General features: G+C 69.6%; 13 protein-coding genes. 5 read left to right on the forward strand and 8 right to left on the reverse strand.

What is annotated here, in order from left to right; genetic code table 11:
* The first annotated feature begins 58 nt into the window (after positions 1-58).
* Complete coding sequence (locus tag ACVTJA_RS14995; RefSeq protein WP_465837050.1) at positions 59-1,669, forward strand: flavin monoamine oxidase family protein; 1,611 nt, start codon at positions 59-61, stop codon at positions 1,667-1,669.
* Here the strand turns inward: ACVTJA_RS14995 and ACVTJA_RS15000 are convergent, their stop codons facing one another.
* The 3 genes from ACVTJA_RS15000 to ACVTJA_RS15010 all read right to left on the reverse strand — a co-directional run bounded on the left by ACVTJA_RS15000 (position 1,670) and on the right by ACVTJA_RS15010 (position 5,392).
* Positions 1,670-3,607, reverse strand: coding sequence for a S28 family serine protease (locus ACVTJA_RS15000; protein WP_465837051.1), 1,938 nt, complete (start codon positions 3,605-3,607; stop codon positions 1,670-1,672). It lies immediately after the preceding gene.
* 100 nt (positions 3,608-3,707) lie between these two features.
* Entirely contained in the window at positions 3,708-4,358 is a 651-nt protein-coding gene (locus ACVTJA_RS15005) for an AAA family ATPase (RefSeq protein WP_465837052.1), read from the reverse strand.
* 5 nt (positions 4,359-4,363) lie between these two features.
* Positions 4,364-5,392: a kinetoplast-associated protein gene (locus tag ACVTJA_RS15010; protein ID WP_465837053.1), complete on the reverse strand. Its 1,029-nt coding sequence runs from the start codon at positions 5,390-5,392 to the stop codon at positions 4,364-4,366.
* Positions 5,393-5,770: 378 nt separating this feature from the next.
* On the opposite strand from ACVTJA_RS15010, the gene asnS reads away from it, so the two are divergent.
* Complete coding sequence (gene asnS, locus ACVTJA_RS15015; RefSeq protein ID WP_465837054.1) at positions 5,771-7,171, forward strand: asparagine--tRNA ligase; 1,401 nt, start codon at positions 5,771-5,773, stop codon at positions 7,169-7,171.
* Positions 7,172-7,234: 63 nt separating this feature from the next.
* A complete protein-coding gene (locus ACVTJA_RS15020) occupies positions 7,235-8,002 on the forward strand; it encodes an SIR2 family NAD-dependent protein deacylase (RefSeq protein WP_465837055.1) in 768 nt (255 codons plus the stop codon).
* A 21-nt stretch (positions 8,003-8,023) separates the two neighbouring features.
* Here ACVTJA_RS15020 and ACVTJA_RS15025 read toward each other — a convergent pair whose 3' ends face one another.
* The 5 genes from ACVTJA_RS15025 to ACVTJA_RS15045 form a co-directional block, all read right to left on the reverse strand.
* Positions 8,024-9,814: a CotH kinase family protein gene (locus ACVTJA_RS15025; RefSeq protein ID WP_465837056.1), complete on the reverse strand. Its 1,791-nt coding sequence runs from the start codon at positions 9,812-9,814 to the stop codon at positions 8,024-8,026.
* A 127-nt stretch (positions 9,815-9,941) separates the two neighbouring features.
* Positions 9,942-10,568 carry a LysE family translocator gene (locus ACVTJA_RS15030; RefSeq protein WP_465837057.1) on the reverse strand — a complete coding sequence of 209 codons (627 nt, stop codon included), beginning with the start codon at positions 10,566-10,568 and terminating at the stop codon, positions 9,942-9,944.
* A 106-nt stretch (positions 10,569-10,674) separates the two neighbouring features.
* On the reverse strand, positions 10,675-11,541 hold the full coding sequence (locus ACVTJA_RS15035) for a LysR substrate-binding domain-containing protein (RefSeq protein WP_465837058.1): 867 nt from the start codon (positions 11,539-11,541) through the stop codon (positions 10,675-10,677).
* Positions 11,542-11,543: 2 nt separating this feature from the next.
* Positions 11,544-12,014 (reverse strand): heavy metal-responsive transcriptional regulator, encoded by a 471-nt coding sequence (locus ACVTJA_RS15040; RefSeq protein ID WP_465837059.1) that lies wholly within the window; start codon positions 12,012-12,014, stop codon positions 11,544-11,546.
* Entirely contained in the window at positions 11,983-12,432 is a 450-nt protein-coding gene (locus ACVTJA_RS15045) for a hypothetical protein (protein WP_465837060.1), read from the reverse strand. The genes ACVTJA_RS15040 and ACVTJA_RS15045 overlap by 32 nt, the downstream gene beginning before the upstream one ends.
* A gap of 201 nt (positions 12,433-12,633) precedes the next feature.
* On the opposite strand from ACVTJA_RS15045, the gene ACVTJA_RS15050 reads away from it, so the two are divergent.
* Both ACVTJA_RS15050 and ACVTJA_RS15055 read left to right on the forward strand, forming a co-directional pair.
* The gene (locus ACVTJA_RS15050) at positions 12,634-15,390 is read left to right on the forward strand and encodes a TonB-dependent receptor domain-containing protein (protein ID WP_465837061.1); all 2,757 of its coding nucleotides are present in this window, start codon (positions 12,634-12,636) and stop codon (positions 15,388-15,390) included.
* A 1-nt stretch (position 15,391) separates the two neighbouring features.
* Positions 15,392-16,693 (forward strand): hypothetical protein, encoded by a 1,302-nt coding sequence (locus ACVTJA_RS15055; RefSeq protein ID WP_465837062.1) that lies wholly within the window; start codon positions 15,392-15,394, stop codon positions 16,691-16,693.
* The last annotated feature ends 5 nt before the right edge of the window (positions 16,694-16,698 follow it).

Raw genomic sequence — 16,698 nt, forward strand, 5'->3', positions numbered from 1 at the left:
GTCGTGTGAAAATTGATAGGTGAGAAAATGGGGTCTCCATCCAACCTGGAGGCCCCATTTGGCGCGTACCCCCCTGTTCGAGCTGTTTCGTCAGACCACCCGTGTCGCGCTGGCGTCGGAGCGGCGGGGAGTGCCTGGCCGGGAGGCCACGCAGTGGATGCGGATGGACAGGCGCTCGGTGTTGAAGGGCCTGACGGCAGCGGGCGTGGGGCTCGTGGGGTCGCACGCCGAGGCGGAGGCCGCGAAGCCTCCGCCCTCCTCGGTGAAGGTGGGCATCGTCGGCGCGGGCATGGCGGGGCTGGCGTGCGCGTACGACTTGAAGCGCGCGGGCATCCTCGCCACCGTGCACGAGGCCAATGACAGGCCCGGCGGGCGCGTCTTCTCGCTGGGCGGCGCCTTCAGTGGACCGGTGTCATTTCCCGGTCAGGTGGTGGAGCGCGGCGGCGAGTTCATCGACACCGGCCACAAGACGATGCTGGCCTATGCGCAGGAGTTCAACCTCGCGAGGGAGGACGTCACGCGGGGGCCCGGTGAGGTCTTCTATTACTTCGCCGGCCAGCACCACCCCGAGTCCGCCGTCGTCGACGAGTACCGCGACTTCGTGGCCGCCATGCGTCCGGACCTGCAAGCCCTCTCCGGCGCGCCGACGGCGGACGTGCACACGGAGGTGGACCGGCAGTTCGACTTGATGGACCTCGTCACCTATCTGGAATCGCGCGGCGCGGGCCCGGTGGCGAAGGCGGCCATCATCGCCGCGTACGAGAGCGAGTACGGGCTGCGGGCGCACGAGCAGAGCTGCCTCAACTTCCTCTTCTTCATCCGCGCCAACCGGCGCTCGCGCTTCGAGCCCTTCGGCGTCAGCGACGAGCGCTACCACCTGGTGGGCGGCAACCAGCAGATTCCGCGCGAGCTGGCGGCGCGGCTCCCCGGGCAACTCCGCTACGGCGAGCGGCTGGAGGCGGCGCGCAGGACGGCGTCCGGCGCAGTGGAGCTCACGTTCCGTCGCGGGAGCACGGCGGTGACGGCCACGTATGACGCGGTGGTGTTCGCGGTGCCCTTCACCGTGCTGCGTAACGTGGCGCTGGACGCGTCGCTGGCGCTACCGGCGTGGAAGACGCTGGCGATTCGGGAACTCGGCTACGGCACCAACGCGAAGATGATGGTGGGCTTCCAGGGGCCTGTCTGGAGCGCGCGGGACTGCAACGGGGCGACGTACTCGGACCTGGCGGACCATCAGGCCACGTGGGAGACGAACCCGGGCCGGGCCACTGCGCAGGACGCGGTGCTGACGGACTACTCCAGCGGCGTGCGCGGGGCCTCGCTGGACCCGAACAACGTGGCGCGTGAGGCGGAGCGCTTCGTGGCGGCGTTGGACCGGGTGGTGCCGGGTGCGGCCACGGCGGTGAAGTGGGGCGCGGGCGGCCGCATCCTCGCGCACCTGGAGCACTGGCCGAGCAACCCCAACACCCGCGGCAGCTACACCGCATACCGGCCCGGCCAGTTCACCCGCATCTGCGGCAACGAGGGCAAGCCCGTGGGCAACCTCTTCTTCGCGGGCGAGCACGCCAACTCGTTCTACGGGTGGCAGGGCTTCATGGAGGGCGCCGCGCTGTCCGGCAAGGACAACGCGGCGGCCATCCTCCAGGCCGTGAAGGTCGGCCAGCTCTGATCAGCGGACCCCGCCCGAGCGCAGCCGCGGCGGCAGGTGAGGCCCGAAGGCGGGCGGCTCCTCCTCGAGCCGCACCTCCGGGTTGCGCTTCAGCGTGGACAGGCCCATCCAGCGGTTGAGGTTGGCCTTCGCCGCCGCCTGTTGGTCCGCCGGGAGCTGGCTGATGCGAGCGCCGTGGTTTCCGTTCGGCACCAGGTACAAGTACGAGTCCCGCGAGTTGCCCAGCGTGTAGGCCGCAGCCGTCCACGGGTCCAGGCCGCCGTAGATGAACATCAGGCGCTGGCCGTTGGTGGACACCCAGTTCTGCACGTCCTCCATGGCCTGGGGCCGGTGGACGAACGGGATTCCGGGCGGCGAGTACACGTCGCCGGTGTCCGTGCCCGGGAAGTGGATGAGCGAGCCGAGGTGCGCCTCGTAAGGCTGGGGCCAGCCCAGCTCCAGCGCCGACTGGTAGTAGTAGGCCGCGTAGTAGCCCATGCCCGGGTCGGAGAAGGTGTCCAGGCCCACCTCGTGGTTCAGCGCCTCCAGCAGCTCCTCGTCCGTGGCGGTGGTGTCGGGGATGTTCAGCTCGCACAACCCGGGGGAGTCGTACTGCCAGAACGTGAAGTACGCCTCGATGGTGGCGTGCTCCAGCGCCAGCTCGTAGCCGAGCCTTGTGTAGGGCAGGCCCTGCTGCTCGGCGTAGGCGCGCAGGAGGTCGACCATCCGTCCGCGGCGCGAGAGCACCTCGTGCTGGAAGGCCCACAGCCGCTCGCGGCAGGCCGCCTGCGCGTCACCTCCGACGACGGTCTGGAAGGCCGGGAAGCGCTCGTCGTCGCGGCGGGCGATGGGGGCCACGTAGGCCACGGTGGCGTCCACGTCGTCCGGATGGAAGCGGCGGAAGAACACCACCGTCTCGCCGCCCTTGCTGCCGCCGGTGGAGACCCACTTGCCGGTGTAGATGGGCTTGAGCGCCTGGACGACGCGGTGGAAGTCATCCGCGGACTGGCGGATGGTGAGCTGACTCCAGTCCGCGGGCTCCGGGATGCTCGGCGGGAAGAAGCGGTGCTCCACCGAGAGCTGGTTGGCGGCGAGGAGCTGCGTGGGCTCGGAGCGGGCCGGGAAGTCGTAGAGGTAGTAGCCGGTGGTGAAGAGCACCATGGGCTTCACGTCCGAGGTGTGCATCAGCGTCAGGCGCTGCTCGAAGCGCTGGCACTCCGGATGGGTGTGGTCCGTCGGCTGGTTGTACGTCATGACGAAGAAGCGGTAGCCCGAGGGGAGAGGGTAGCCGTCGGGGTTCTCCTGCACGGAGAGCCCGGGGATGGCGCGCAGGCGGACGAGGATGTCCGCCGACGTGTCGGCGACCACCTCGGGGTTGCCCGTGCCCGCGTCGTAGCCACTGGGGATGCACGCGACGCCACCGTCGGTGCCCGCGTCCGTGTTGCCGGTGCCGCCATCCGTGTCGCCGGTGCCCCCATCCGCGTTGCCGGTGCCAGCGTCTGTGTTACCGGAGCCGGCGTCCGTGTCGCCGGTGCCAGCGTCTGTGTTACCGGAGCCGGCATCCGTGTCGCCATGGCCCGCATCGGTGTTGCCGGTCCCTGCGTCCGTGTTGCCGGTCCCTGCGTCGACATTGCCATGGCCCGCATCGGTGTTACCGGAGCCCGCGTCTGTGTTTCCGGTGCCGGCATCCGTGTCGCCGGTCCCTGCGTCGACATTGCCATGGCCCGCGTCCGTGTCGCCGGTGCCACTGTCGGCGTCGTTCGTGCCGGTGCCACTGTCGACGCCACCGGTCCCCGCGTCCGTCGTCCCGGCGTCACCGGGACGCGTGCCCGAGTCCATGACCTGGGTGCCGCTATCGGTCGTCGTATCGGGTGGATCATCACCGCAGGCCACCGGTCCGAGCACGGTGAGCAGGGATGTGAGCAACAACCAACGAGAAAGACCTTCTGCGCGAGCCATGGCGTCTCCGGAAATGGCCGCGAATCCTAGGTCAGGAATCCGACAGGCTCATAGCGGACCCATTCAAAGGGCAACCATCGTGGTCGGCGTGAGCTTCGCGTCACCGGGATGCGTCACGAAGATGCTCGAGAACCTGCTTCGCACGCGCTCTCGGAGCACCTTCGACCTCGAGCACCTCCACTTCGAAGGCATAGGGGGCATCGAGAAGAAGCTCCTTCAGCTTCTCGTCGACAGCCTGGCGCTGCTCCTCGTCGTCCGAGGCGGAGCGCGCGATCCGGTCCGGCCGCTCGATTCCGACCAGGACAATCAAATCAAGCTTCCGGAGTGCCCTGCGCACGCGCGGGAGCCATGCGTCGAGGTCGAACGCGTCGCGGTCCTCATGGGCCAACAGGTATCCGATGAAGTCCACCGGACATCGGTCGAACAACACGTCACGAGAGCCCTCGTCCAGGTTGGCGATGGACCGTGCGAGCTGCTCTTCGAAATCCTCGACCGATGGCGTCTCCGCGAACTCGTATCCCTCTTCCTCAAGCTGGTGATACGGCTCATCCACCGTCACATAGGAAGGGAGGAGGTCGGACAACTCCTCGATGAGGGTCGACTTCCCCGCGCGATGGGTGCCGGAGACAGCGATTCGCATGCCGGAGCGCTCTAGCAGTTGGACCGCTCCGGCGTCAGCCTGGGTGTGCCTCGAAGCAGGGCCTGGTTGGCCTGGGAGGGCTGACGCACGGCCCTCCGCAGGCTTACGCATGAAGACTACTTGCCCTTGTTGAACTCGCGGCTCTGGATGACGCCCTGCACCTCGGCCAGGGCGCGGGCGCCGGAGGCGGACTCGAGGGCCTTCTCGGCAATCGCCTGGACCTGACGCTTCGCCTCGTTCAGCTCGGCCTGGAGCGTCTGGATGGCCTGCGCCTGCTTCGCCGTCGTCTCCTTCAGCGCGGCAATCTCCATGCTGGCCACGCGCTGCGCCGTCTCCGCGTCCTTCGTCGCGAGCGTGAGCTTCAGGTCCCACTCGGACTTCACGCGGTTGCCGACGATGGCGGACGCGGTGTCCGTCTCCTTCTTCAGCACCTGGGGGAACTCCGCCACCTGCTTGCGCAGGTCCTCGAGCTCCTTCTCGCGCAGCTTCAGGGCCTCCTCACGCGTGGCCCACTCCTTCTCCAGCTTCTCCTTGCGGTCGCGCTCGGCGGCGGCCTGCTGGCGCAGCGTCTCCGCGAAGGCGTCCTGCTCCTTCTTGCGGAGCTGCTGGGTGTCATAGGAATACGCCTCCTCGGCGCGCTTGCGGGCGAGCTCCGAGGCCTCGCGCTCCGAGGCCAGGTCCGCGGCGGCCTTCGCGCGCGTGTCCTCGATGTCCTTCTGGAGGCGCTCCATCTCCGCCTCGAGCTCCGCCTTCTTCTTGTCGTACTCGGCCACCAGCACGTCGATGGCGCTCGCGGCCACGTCCTTGCCGTGCAGGCCGTTGAGCTCTTCCGTCTTGAGCTGGATGGCCTCGTCGAGCTGCTTCAGCTCCTCCACCAGCGAGATGACCTGCTCGTTGATGCCGGCCAGCGTCTTGTTGATGGTGAGGCCCGCCTCGGTCACCTTCTTCACGGCCGTCTCGGCGGTGAGGCCGGACACGTCCGCCAGCACGTTCTTGGCGTGGGCGTCGAGCGCCTCCTGCTCCTTCGACACGATGACGGGCTTGTTGCGGGCCTTCTTGGCGAGGTCCTCGAAGGCGGCCTTGGTGGCCTCGGCGGAGCGGTTGCGGGCGACGGCGTTGCGCTTGGTCTTGTTGCGAGTAGCCATGTGACTCTCCAGGTATGGCAAGGCCAGGGCAGGCACGTAGGCCTGCGAATGGCGTGTGAGTTCTGCGGGAGTTCCTGGCCCCCTTTCTGGCGGCCATGGGAAGAAGATACCTATGGGGTCTGACATGCTCGGGGGCCGTCCAGGCACCCGGCAGGGCCCCTGGACGCCCCGGGGTGCGCCGCCGGGTGGGGTGGGGGTGGGGGAGGTCAGGGCCCCCCGGCTTCCGGCCCCTGGTGGGGCGCCTGGACGCGCCGGGTCGAGCCCGGTGGAGGGCCTGTCGGCCGGGGTTTCGACGCCCCCGGGGGCACACGCCGCCCTTGTCCTCCGGCCCGGCGCGCGGCTAACTCGGCCCCCTGAACGGTTCAAGGGAGAGCGTCAATGCAGGTCGTCAGTGTGAAGAAGGTCCTCGCGGGCGCACTGGAAGAGGGCGCGAAGGTGGAGGTCCGCGGCTGGGTGCGCACGCGGCGCGACTCGAAGGCGGGCATCAGCTTCGTCAACGTCAGCGACGGTTCCACCTTCGACCCCATCCAGGTCGTCGCCCCGGCCACGCTGCCCAACTATGAGAAGGAGGTCCTGCACCTCACCGCGGGCTGCTCCGTCGTCGCGCGGGGCACGCTGGTGAAGTCCCAGGGCAAGGGGCAGGCCTTCGAAATCCAGGCCGACGAGGTCCAGGTGCTGGGCTTCGTGGATGACCCGGACACCTACCCCATCCAGCCCAAGCAGCACACGCTGGAGTTCCTGCGCGAGGTGGCCCACCTGCGCGTGCGCACCAACACCTTCGGCGCGATTACTCGCGTGCGCCACCGCGCGGCCGCGGCCATCCACCGCTTCTTCGACGAGGAGGGCTTCTTCTGGGTCAACACGCCCATCATCACCGCCAGCGACGCGGAGGGCGCCGGACAGATGTTCCGCGTCTCCACGCTGGACACGGTGAACCCGCCCCGCACGCCGGAAGGCAAGATTGACTGGCACAAGGACTTCTTCGGCAAGGAGGCCTACCTCACCGTTTCCGGCCAGCTCAACGTGGAGGCGTACTGCCTCGCCATGTCGAAGGTCTACACCTTCGGCCCCACCTTCCGGGCGGAGAACTCCAACACCACGCGCCACCTGGCCGAGTTCTGGATGATTGAGCCGGAAATCGCCTTCGCGGACCTCAACGCGGACGCGGACCTGGCCGAGCGCTTCCTCAAGTCCGTCTTCAAGGCGGTGCTCGCCGACTGCGGGCCGGATTTGAAGTTCTTCGAGGAGCGCGTGCAGAAGGGCGTCATCGAGCGCCTGGAGAAGTTCATCAACTCCAGCTTCGAGCGCATCAACTACACGGACGCCATCGAGATTCTCAAGAAGGCGAAGAAGAAGTTCGAGTACGCGCCGGAGTGGGGCAAGGACCTCCAGACGGAGCACGAGCGCTACCTCTCCGAGGAGCACGTGGGCCGGCCGGTGGTGGTGATGAACTACCCGGAGGCCATCAAGGCCTTCTACATGCGCATCAACGAGGACGAGAAGACGGTGGCCGCCATGGACGTGCTGGCCCCCGGCATCGGCGAAATCATCGGCGGCAGCCAGCGCGAGGAGCGCCTGGACGTGCTCGACGCGCGCATGAAGAGGTTCGGCCTCCAGCCCGAGCACTACCAGTGGTACCGCGACCTGCGCCGCTACGGCACGGTGCCGCACGCGGGCTTCGGGCTCGGCTTCGAGCGGCTCATCGTCTACATGTGCGGCCTGCAGAACATCCGCGACGCGATTCCCTACCCGCGCGTGCCGGGCTGGGCGCAGTTCTAGGACGCCCTCCGGCGTCAGGATGGCTCGCACGGTGCGGCGCGTTGTCTGCGCAGGGCGCCCACCGTGAGAGCCGAGCTTCGAGGACAGATAGAGCAGGCGGCCGAGTGGCTCGCCGCCAGCCAGCACGCGGTGGCCTTCACCGGCGCCGGCATCAGCACGGACTCGGGCATGCCGGACTTCCGGGGGCCGGATGGTGTGTGGACGCGGCGGGACGCGGGGCTGCCTCCGCCGAAGTGGGGCGTGGAGCCGTCTCGGGTCCGCCCCAATGCCTCGCATCTGGCGCTCGTGGAATTGGAGCGGCTGGGGCGGCTCGCGTTCCTCATCTCGCAGAACGTGGACAACCTGCACCTGGAGTCGGGCTTCCCGCCCGAGCGGCTCGCGGAGCTGCACGGCAACGGGAAGCTGATGCGCTGCCTGGGATGTGAGGCGCGCTTCACCTTCGGGCAGGTGGGGTGGGACCGCCGCGTATGGGGCGAGGGTTACCGCAGTCAGCGCCCGCTCAAGGGACAGCCGCGCTGTCCGCTGTGCAAGGGGCGCATCGTCTCCTCGGTGGTGAACTTCGGGGACCCGCTGCCGGCGAAGGAGCTGGAGGCGGCCTTCACGCACTCCGCGGAGTGCGACGTGTTCTTCGCCATCGGCTCGTCGCTGGTGGTGTCTCCGGCCAATGACATGCCTCGCATGGCCGTGGAGGCCGGGGCGAAGCTCATCCTCCTCAACCGGGGCGAGACACCGTTCGACGACGTAGCGGACCTGCGCATCGACGCGGGCATCGGCGAGGTGCTGCCTCCCGTCGTGGAGCGCGTGAAGGCCCTCGTCGCCGGGAAGGCGTGAGGGCCTGGCGCCATCTTCCGCCTACGGCAGTTGCTGCTGCAGTGCCGGCCAGCGCGTCTTCACCCACTGGCGCACGTACTCCAGCTCACCCTCGTACTCGTTGAAGTCCGTGCGGGCGTGCCAGTTGGGGAAGTTGCCGTAGCCCTTCTCCGGCAGCTCCGGCGGGGGAGGCGCGAAGCTCTTGTACTGCGCTCCCCACCTGGCCCAGTCGCGCCGCGCGGCGGGTGCCGTCTCCTTCACGTAGCCGTCGATGAGGCCGAGCACCGTCTCCAGCTTCAGCTCGTCACGCAGCAGCTTCCGGTAGCGCTCGCGCATGGGCCCGGCGATGGACGGCTCCGCCAGCATCCGTTTGAAGAGCAGGTTGTCCTCCGCGAAGGTGGGCCGCGCGGTGGGCGGCGAGCGGGTGGTGTCGAAGTTCTGCCCCAGGCTCGCGTCCAGGTCCCACGGGATGAAGCGCCACGGGCCTCCAGCCGCCGGGTCATGGGCGTGGTACGCGTTCTTCCCCTGCGAGTCCGTGCCGAGGATGAGCGTGTTGAAGATCCACCAGTCCTCGTAGTCACTCGCCTTCGCCCGCTGCGGGAAGCCCGCGCGGAAGGTGGCGGCGTCCGAGTCCGCGACGAAGGCGGTGAGGGCGTTCAGCGTGTCGAAGTCGCCGGGCCAGCCCTCCTGGGGCGTGCCCTCCTTCTTCTCGTAGCCCAGGCTCAGCTTCGACTTGGGCGCACCGTCGTGGTCCAGCCGGGAGAAGTTGGCGTTGTTGTCCACGGCCTTGAAGAGGTCCGCGTCCTTGGAGATGCCGTGCGCGGCCATCAGCCGTTTGTCCACGTGGTCCGCCACCGTGTAGATGCCCATGAACCGGCCGTTCATGTAGAGCACCGCGCTGAAGGTGTGAATCTTCACGTGCTCCGGGGCCATCCGGTTCCACATGTCGAAGGCCAGGCGCGCGCGCACGTACGAGTTGTCATTGAACGTGGTGATGAGCACCACGCGCTTCCGGTCCTTGAAGCCGTCGCCGAAGACGGGCTCGCTGAAGAGGTCCTCGTCCTTGAACTTGAAGGTGAGGCTGCGCTTGGGGAACACACTGGAGGTGGCCCCGCGGTACTGCGCTTCAATCTCATGGCGCCGGCCCCGGTAGACGATTTGCGCGGGCCGATAGCCGCCGGAGGTGAGGCCGCCCTCGAAGGACAGGTGGAACACCGGCAGGCCGTACTCCTCGGTGTACGTCGTCGGGTCCGCGAACGTCACCTTGTCCGAGGCGACGATGTTGGGCGCCACGCCCACCTTCAGCGTGCCCGTCTCTCCGGTGCTCTTCTCGCGCAGCACCAGGTTCCACACCGCCGACTGGGCCCGGGTGGGCGTCCAGCGCAGCGTGGCGGTGGCCTCGTCGAAGCTCGCGCCCTGCGGGAGGTTGTCCACGGTGAAGCGCACGTCCGCGCCCGTATGGCCGGTGCCGCACGTCACCGTGGCCGTCACCGTCTCGCCTTCTTGCACCCAGCGCGCGTCACCCGCGGCGGGCGCGCACACGGTGGGCTTCGGCGGCGGAGTGCCCGCGTCCGAATTGCCCGCGTCCGGTGTACCGGCGTCCGTCTCCTCGGGCGATGTGCCCGCGTCCGGCGTCCCGCTGTCGGTGTCCACCGGAGGCGGGTTGCCGGCATCAGGCTGGCCCGTTTCCGGAGTGGGCCGCGGACCCGGGGACTCATCCACCGGTCCGGGCCCGTTCGTTCCGCTGCTCCCCGCGCTGGAGCCTCCGCAGGCCACCGTCAGGCATGTGACGACACATGCCAGCAAGACGCTCGCAAAGCGTTTCCCCGCCACCTGAGTCCTCCCCCTCGCCCGTCACGCCTTCAGGGCCAGAGGAGTAACCATCCGGTGACGGCGCGGGGAGTCAGCCGGGCCTGCCGACTGTCCTCCCTCGGACGGGAGGAGCAGGCGGGCGGGCAGGTCAGGCGACGCCGTGCATCGTGGCCAGCACGGCGCCCACGGACACCAGGGCGACGCCGGCCAGCCGCTCGCGCCAGACGATGGCCGTCGCGGAGCTGGACATCTTGCCTCCCGCGACGCCGAGCCACGCGTAGACGGCCAGCACCGGCACCTCCACCACGACGCAGGTGAGGCCATACACGGCGAACTGCGTGACGGCGTCCTTCTGCGGGTGGATGAACTGCGGCAGCAGCGAGCCGAAGGACAGGATGGACTTGGGGTTGGCCAACTGCTTCACGAAGCCCTGCGCGAAGCCGCTGTTCCACAGCGCGGGCTTCGGCCGCTGCTCCAGCGACAGGCTCGACCGGGCGCTGAGGATGGTGCGGACGCCGAGGTAGACGAGGTACGTCGCGCCCGCGTAGCGGATGACGTTGAAGGCGATGGGCGAGGTGGCCAGGGCGGCGCCCAGGCCCGCGGCGGAGATGAAGAAGTAGACCGCATTGCCCGCTTGCACCCCGAGTGCCGCGCCCATTCCCGCGCGGAAGCCGCGCGACATCGCCTGCGAGATGACCAGCAACACGGCCGGTCCCGGGGTGATGGAGAGGACGAACATCGTCACTGCGAAGGTGGCCCAGAGGGTGAGGTCCATGGCGAAGCCTGCCGCGAGGTGGGGTGCTTCGATGCGACACCCTACGGACGGGGCGTGCCCGTTTCAAATGACGTGTGCTCCGCGCGGCACGGAAACGAATTCACCGCTACCGGAGGCTGGCCACCCACGCGGCGAAGGCCACCGCGGGCGAGCCCACCGGCGCGTCCTCCGCGTGGAGCACGTAGTAGCGGCGCGAGTCCGCCATGGCCTTGCCGAACGGCTTCAGCAGCCCCTGCGCCAGGGCGGGCCTGCTCGCGAGCGAGTGGCCCATCGCGATGCCCGCGCCGGCCTGGGCCGCCTGATAGAGCATGTTGTTGTCGGCGAAGTACACCACCCGCGCCGGGCGCGCGTTCTCCACGCCCATCTCCGCGTACCACGGGCCCCAGAAGTCCGCGGGCTGGAAGGCCAGGTGCACTTCCTTCAGCCATTGCTCGGGAGGCGTGCCCTCGAGCCGGTCGGCGAGGGCGGGCGCGGCCACGGGGAACAGCTTCGCCGCGGGCAGCAGCGTCAGCTTCGTGCCCGGCATCTTCTCCGGCAGGCCGTAGCGGACCACCACCTGCACCGTGCCCCCGGTGGGGCTGTCCGCCTGGTTGCCGTCCAGGTGCAGCTCCACGTCCGGGTGCTTCGCGAGGAAGGCGCCCAGCTTCGGCGCGACGACGGCGGAGGCGAAGGTGCGGGGCATGCCCACGCGCAGCACGTGGCGGGGCGCGCCCTGGGCGGCGGCCACGGCCTCGGACATGGCCTGGAACTGGACGGTGAGCCGCGTGGCCAGCGCCGCTCCCGCCGGAGTCAGCCGCAGCCCTCCGGGGAGGCGGTCGAAGAGGGTGACGCCCAGTTCCTGCTCCAGGTTGCGCAACTGGCGCGTCACCGCGCCGGGCGTGACGAACAACTCGGAGGCCGCGTGCGTGGGCGAGCCGCGCCGGGCCACGGCCTCGAAGGCGCGCAGGGCGGTGATGGGCAGGCGCCCGTACACGGTCAGTTCCTCGCGCGCCGGGCCGGACGGCTCGCGGACGGGATGTCGCCGAGCGAGGCGATGACGGGGCACTCCGCCTCGGTGCCGCAGAAGCCCTCCGCCATCAGCTTGAGGATGGCGCGCTTCATGCGCTGGAGGTCCTTCACCCGCTCTTCGATGGCCTGGAGCTTCTCCGCCGCGAAGCGCTCCACCTCGGCGTTGGAGGGCACGCGGCGGTCCGACACGGCCAGCAGCGCGCTCACCTCGCGCAGGGAGAAGCCCAGCTCCTGCGCCCGGCGGATGAAGCGCACGCGCGTGACATGCCGGGGCTCGTAGACGCGGTAGCCGCTCTCCGTGCGCCGGGGCGGGGGCAGCAGCTTCTTGCGCTCGTAGAAGCGCAGGGTGGGGATGCCGACGCCCGCGGCGTGGGCCAGGTCGCTGATGCGCAAGGAGGTGGGGACGTCAGGTCGCGGGGGAGAGGCGCGAGGGCTCATGGTGGTTCCTCCACCAGAGAATGGCACCGCCCTGGACGAAGAACCACGTCAGCTCCGTTACGAGGAAGACGGCGAGCACGCTCGACTGCCCGTTCCAGAGCGCCCAGGCCATCCACAGGGAGAAGAGGGCGCGCCCCGCCGTGTCCACGGCGCCGAAGAGAGGCTCCGGGCGCCCCAGGCGCAGCAGCGCCCACAGCGTGACGATGGAGCCCATCAGGCTCACGAAGAACAGGTGCATTGGCTCGAAGGTGGGCATGAGGGCCCCGGGCATGCCCAGCCACACGTGCAGCTGGTTCAGGCCCTGGAGGAGCCAGCGGGCCGTGAAGGGCGTGGCGAAGGGCAGGGTGACGATGAGGTCGTAGAGGGCGCTGGCCCAGACGATGCGGGACGTGATTCGGAGGGTGTCGTTCCGGTTCATGCTCGCAAGGCTACGGTCTGCACCAAGGTGCAGAGTCAAGGGCCCTTCCATTCCGCGTCCCGGATGGTTGCGCGCCCACCGCCGCATGTCCTGGAGGCGGCATCCCACCCGGCACGGGGGGTAGACAGTTTCGTTTACGCGTGTCGTGGCGGGGGCGCGCGAGCCAGTTGGTAGAGATGGCTGCGTATCCCCCTTCAGGTCATGAATTCCCCCCAACGACTCGTATTCCTCCTCCTCGCGCTGACCGCCCTGCCGGGCATCGTCGCCGCCCAGGCCCCTCCCGCCGCCACCAGTGAGCCCCGCGCGGTGGAGGTGGACGTCCAGGCCACCGATGCCGGCACGGCCGTGTCTTCGGATGATGCATCCCGGCTGGGCCTGGATGCCGACGGCGGAGCGGTATGGCTTCAGCCGCCGAAGCTCGTCGCGGACTCCCCCGCCGCGTGGCCCGAGGGATTGGTGGCCGCCGCCTCCGAGGTGAAGCTGGTGCTGCTGGTGGACGAGCACGGCGCCGTCACCGAGGTGAAGGTGGCGGAGCCCTCTGCCTACGAGGCCCTCACCGAGGCCGCGGTGAAGGCCGCTCCGGGCCTGCGCTTCACCCCCGCGCTCATGGCCGGCAAGCCCGTCGGCGTGCGCATCAACTTCAGCTACCGCTTCGAGCCGCCCGCCGAGCTCGCGTCCTCCCCGAGCCACATCCGCGGCGAGGTGCGCGCCCGGGGCACGCGCCGGCCGCTGAAGGATGCCGCGCTCTTCGTCGACGGGAGCCAGGATCCCTCCGCCCTCGTGGATGAGCAGGGCCGCTTCGAGCTCGAAGTCCCCCCGGGCACGCACCGCCTCCTGGTCCGAGCGCCGGGGCACGCGCCCTTCACCTTCGAGGAGACGTTGATTGCAGGGCAGTCCCTCGAGGTGGTGTACCGGCTGCAGCCCGGCGCGGTGAATCCCTACGAGACGGTGGTGCGTGACGACCGGCCCCGCACCGAAGTCACCCGCATCAGCCTGCACGAGCAGGAGATTCGCGAGGTGCCCGGCACGCAGGGCGACCCGTTCCGCGTCGTCATGCTGATGCCCGGCGTGGCCAGCGTCGCGTCCGGCCTGGGCTACCCGGTGGTGCGCGGCGGCCAGCCCGCCGCCACCGGCTACTTCCTCGACGGCGTGCGCGTCCCCATGCTGTACCACCTGCTGCTCGGGCCCGCCGTCATCCACCCGGACTTCATCGACACCATCGACTTCTATCCGGGCTCGCCGCCGGTGCAGTACGGGCGCCTGCTGGGCGGCGCGGTGGAGGGGCGGCTGTCGAGGCCCCGTGAGGACCGGCTGCACGCCACCGCCTACGCGGACCTCATCAACGCGGGAGGCTTCGTCGAGGTCCCCTTCGAGAAGACGGGCACCTCCGTCACCGTGGCCGGGCGCTACAGCTACACCGGGCTGTTGATTCCGGTGGCCTACGCCATCTTCAACCGGGACGAGGAGAACCCCCTCCACGCCGGCTTCTGGGACTACCAGCTCCGCGTCGAGCAGGAGGTGGGCGAGGGCCGGCTGCGCCTCTTCGCGCTGGGCAGCTCGGACGATGCCGGCGAGGACTCGGGGAACTACGAGGGCGGGCTGGGCGGCAGCATCGTCTCGCGCTTCCATCGCGTGGACCTGCGCGGCACGCACCCCGTGGCGGGCGGCGAGGGCGAGCTGGGCGTCACCGTGGGCGTGGACAAGGTGGGGATGGTGGGCCAGCGGACCTTGGAGCTCGAGCCGGGGAAGGGGCTCACGCAGGTCGACTCCGGCGAGTACGCGCTGGACCAGCTCACCTTCTCCGCCCGCGCGGGCTGGAAGCGGCGCCTGTCGGACGCGCTGGAGGTGCAGGTCGGCGGGGACGTGGAGCACCGGCGCGTGGCCACCACGATTACGGGCTCCGCGCGGCCTCCGGGCTGGAGGCCCACGGACGAGGCGCATCCGCTGAAGCAGCCCTCGTCGCTGGGGACGATGTCCGGCGCGTACGCGTCGGTGGCGTGGCGGCCCTCGGAGAAGTGGCTGGTGCTGCCCGGGGCGCGCGTGGACTCGTACCACCTGGTGCCCGGCATCAATCACCTCGCAGTGGAGCCGCGCCTCACCGTGCGCCACGAGCTCACGGAGAAGCTCACGCTCAAGGCAGGCGCGGGACTCTTCCACCAGCCGCCCACCATCCTGCTGCACCTGCCCGCCATGGACGTGTCCGGGCTGCGCTACGGCCTGCAGGAGGGCGCCCAGCTCGACGTGGGCGCCGAGTGGAAGGCGCGCGAGGGATTGGAGCTGAGCGCGGACGCCTACTACAACCCGCTGTGGCGCACGGTGGAGTTCGACGTGAAGAAGGTGCTTGAGAACCGGCAGCGCCGGGGAGTCCTCCGCGAGGACCCGGCCGCGAGCGGTTACGCGTACGGCATCGATTTGATGGCGCGCCACCCGCTGGGCGGCAACTGGTTCGGCTGGGTGACTTACAGCTTCCTCCAGAGCAAGCGGCACAAGCGCTTCGCCCGGTACAACGACGACACCTCCGTGCGGGAGATGGCCGAGGCGGACCTCGCCTTCGCCTTCGAGCAGGCGCACGTCTTCAACGCGGCGCTCAGCTACAAGCTCGGCAACAACTGGACGGTGGGCACGGTGGTGCACTTCAACACCGGCCGGCCCGAGTCCGGGGAGATCTCCTCCATCACCCAGCGCGAGGTGCGCGGCGCGGACAACTACTACGCGTGGGTGCGCACGGACGCGGACCAGGTGGAGCGCCTGGCGCCCTTCTTCCGCGTGGACTTCCGCGCGGCGAAGTCCTGGGCCCTCGACGACTTCAACCTGGAGGCCTCGCTGGACATCCTCAACCTCTCCCTCCAGTCGGAGGTGTTCGCCTACGAGTACACGCGGAAGGCCGGCAATCTGGAGCGCAAATCCCTGGGGATACCCGTCATCGTTCCACTGCTCGGCCTGAAGGGGAGCTACTGAGATGCGCCATCCATTCCACACACTGGGGCTGCTCGTCCTCGTCTCCGCCGGGTGCGACCGTGTGCAGGACGACCCCATCTTCGCCTATGGCCGCGTCGAGCTGCGCGACGGCTCACCGCTCGCGGGCGCGACGCTGTCCTACGAGCGCGCGAAGGTGGAAGACCGCCCGAACGGTGGCGGCCCGCCGCCGCAGTACCCCAAGCCCGTCTTCACTTCGTACGGGACGGCCACCTCCGACGCCAACGGGGACTTCTTCCTGGAGATGCGCTTCGGCGACGTGCAGGCGCCGGACCCGACCTATCCCGACGCCACCATCCCCTATCGCTACCGCGTGTCGCGGCTGGACGAGGATGGCGCGGGCACCTTCGTGTCCTTCGAGTTCTACGACGACGTGGAGCTGCCGCTCCTGCGGACCTGGGACTCGCGCGTGACGCTGACGCCGGGTGCCGGGGGCACCGTCGTGTCCTTCGCGCCGGCGCCCTCCACGCCGGAGGTCCCCGTCACCGGCGAGGTGGCCAACATCAGCAACATGGACCAGGAGGTGCTGCCCGGCCCGGCGTCGGACCCCGAGGTGGTGCTCAGCGTCACGAGCGGAGGCCAGACGCTGTACCGCTGGTGGGGCGCCACCGCGCCGTGGACGGCGAGCCCGTACATCCTCGAGGACTTCGCCAGCCCCGAGCTCCAGCTTCGCGCGATGAGCGTCGGCGAGTGGTTCTTCTTCCCGCTGGGGGCCAAGCACTCCTACCTGACGTTCCGCCAGGAGTGGCGCACGGCGCCCCTGCCGCTGCCCGCGGGCACCCTGCGGCCCATCAGCCGGGGCCTGTCCTGCGAGCCCGTGCCCGCGCAGGGCGGCTGCCCGTGGACGGATGGGCTCCTGGCGCCGGTGCGAGTCGCCGACGCGTCGAACCGCAGCGCCCAGTGGCTCACCCTCACGCTGCCCGAGCCGACACGGCTCCGGCACGCCGTGGTGCGTGGCATGACGGGCACGGTGGGCGGGTACTTCATCCTCGAGGGCAGCGTGGACGGCGAGCAGTGGTCGCGCCTGGCGCTCTCCCCGCTGCTGATAACCGAGCCCACGACGGACAGGTACCGCCAGGACATCGTCGAGCGGACCCAGTGGGACAGTCCCTTCGATGGCGGTCTCTACCGGCACGGAGACGGAGGCAGCCTCTTCGGAGAGGCTGCCCTGGAGGACGTGGGGCCGGTCCGCTACGTGCGGCTGTCCGGGACGTCGTACGCCAATGGGAACAACGGCGTCGGCAGGAGCCTCAGCATGCTCGCCGAGGTGTCCCTCTTCGAGTAGCCGCG

The organism is Pyxidicoccus sp. M6 (assembly GCF_055568925.1).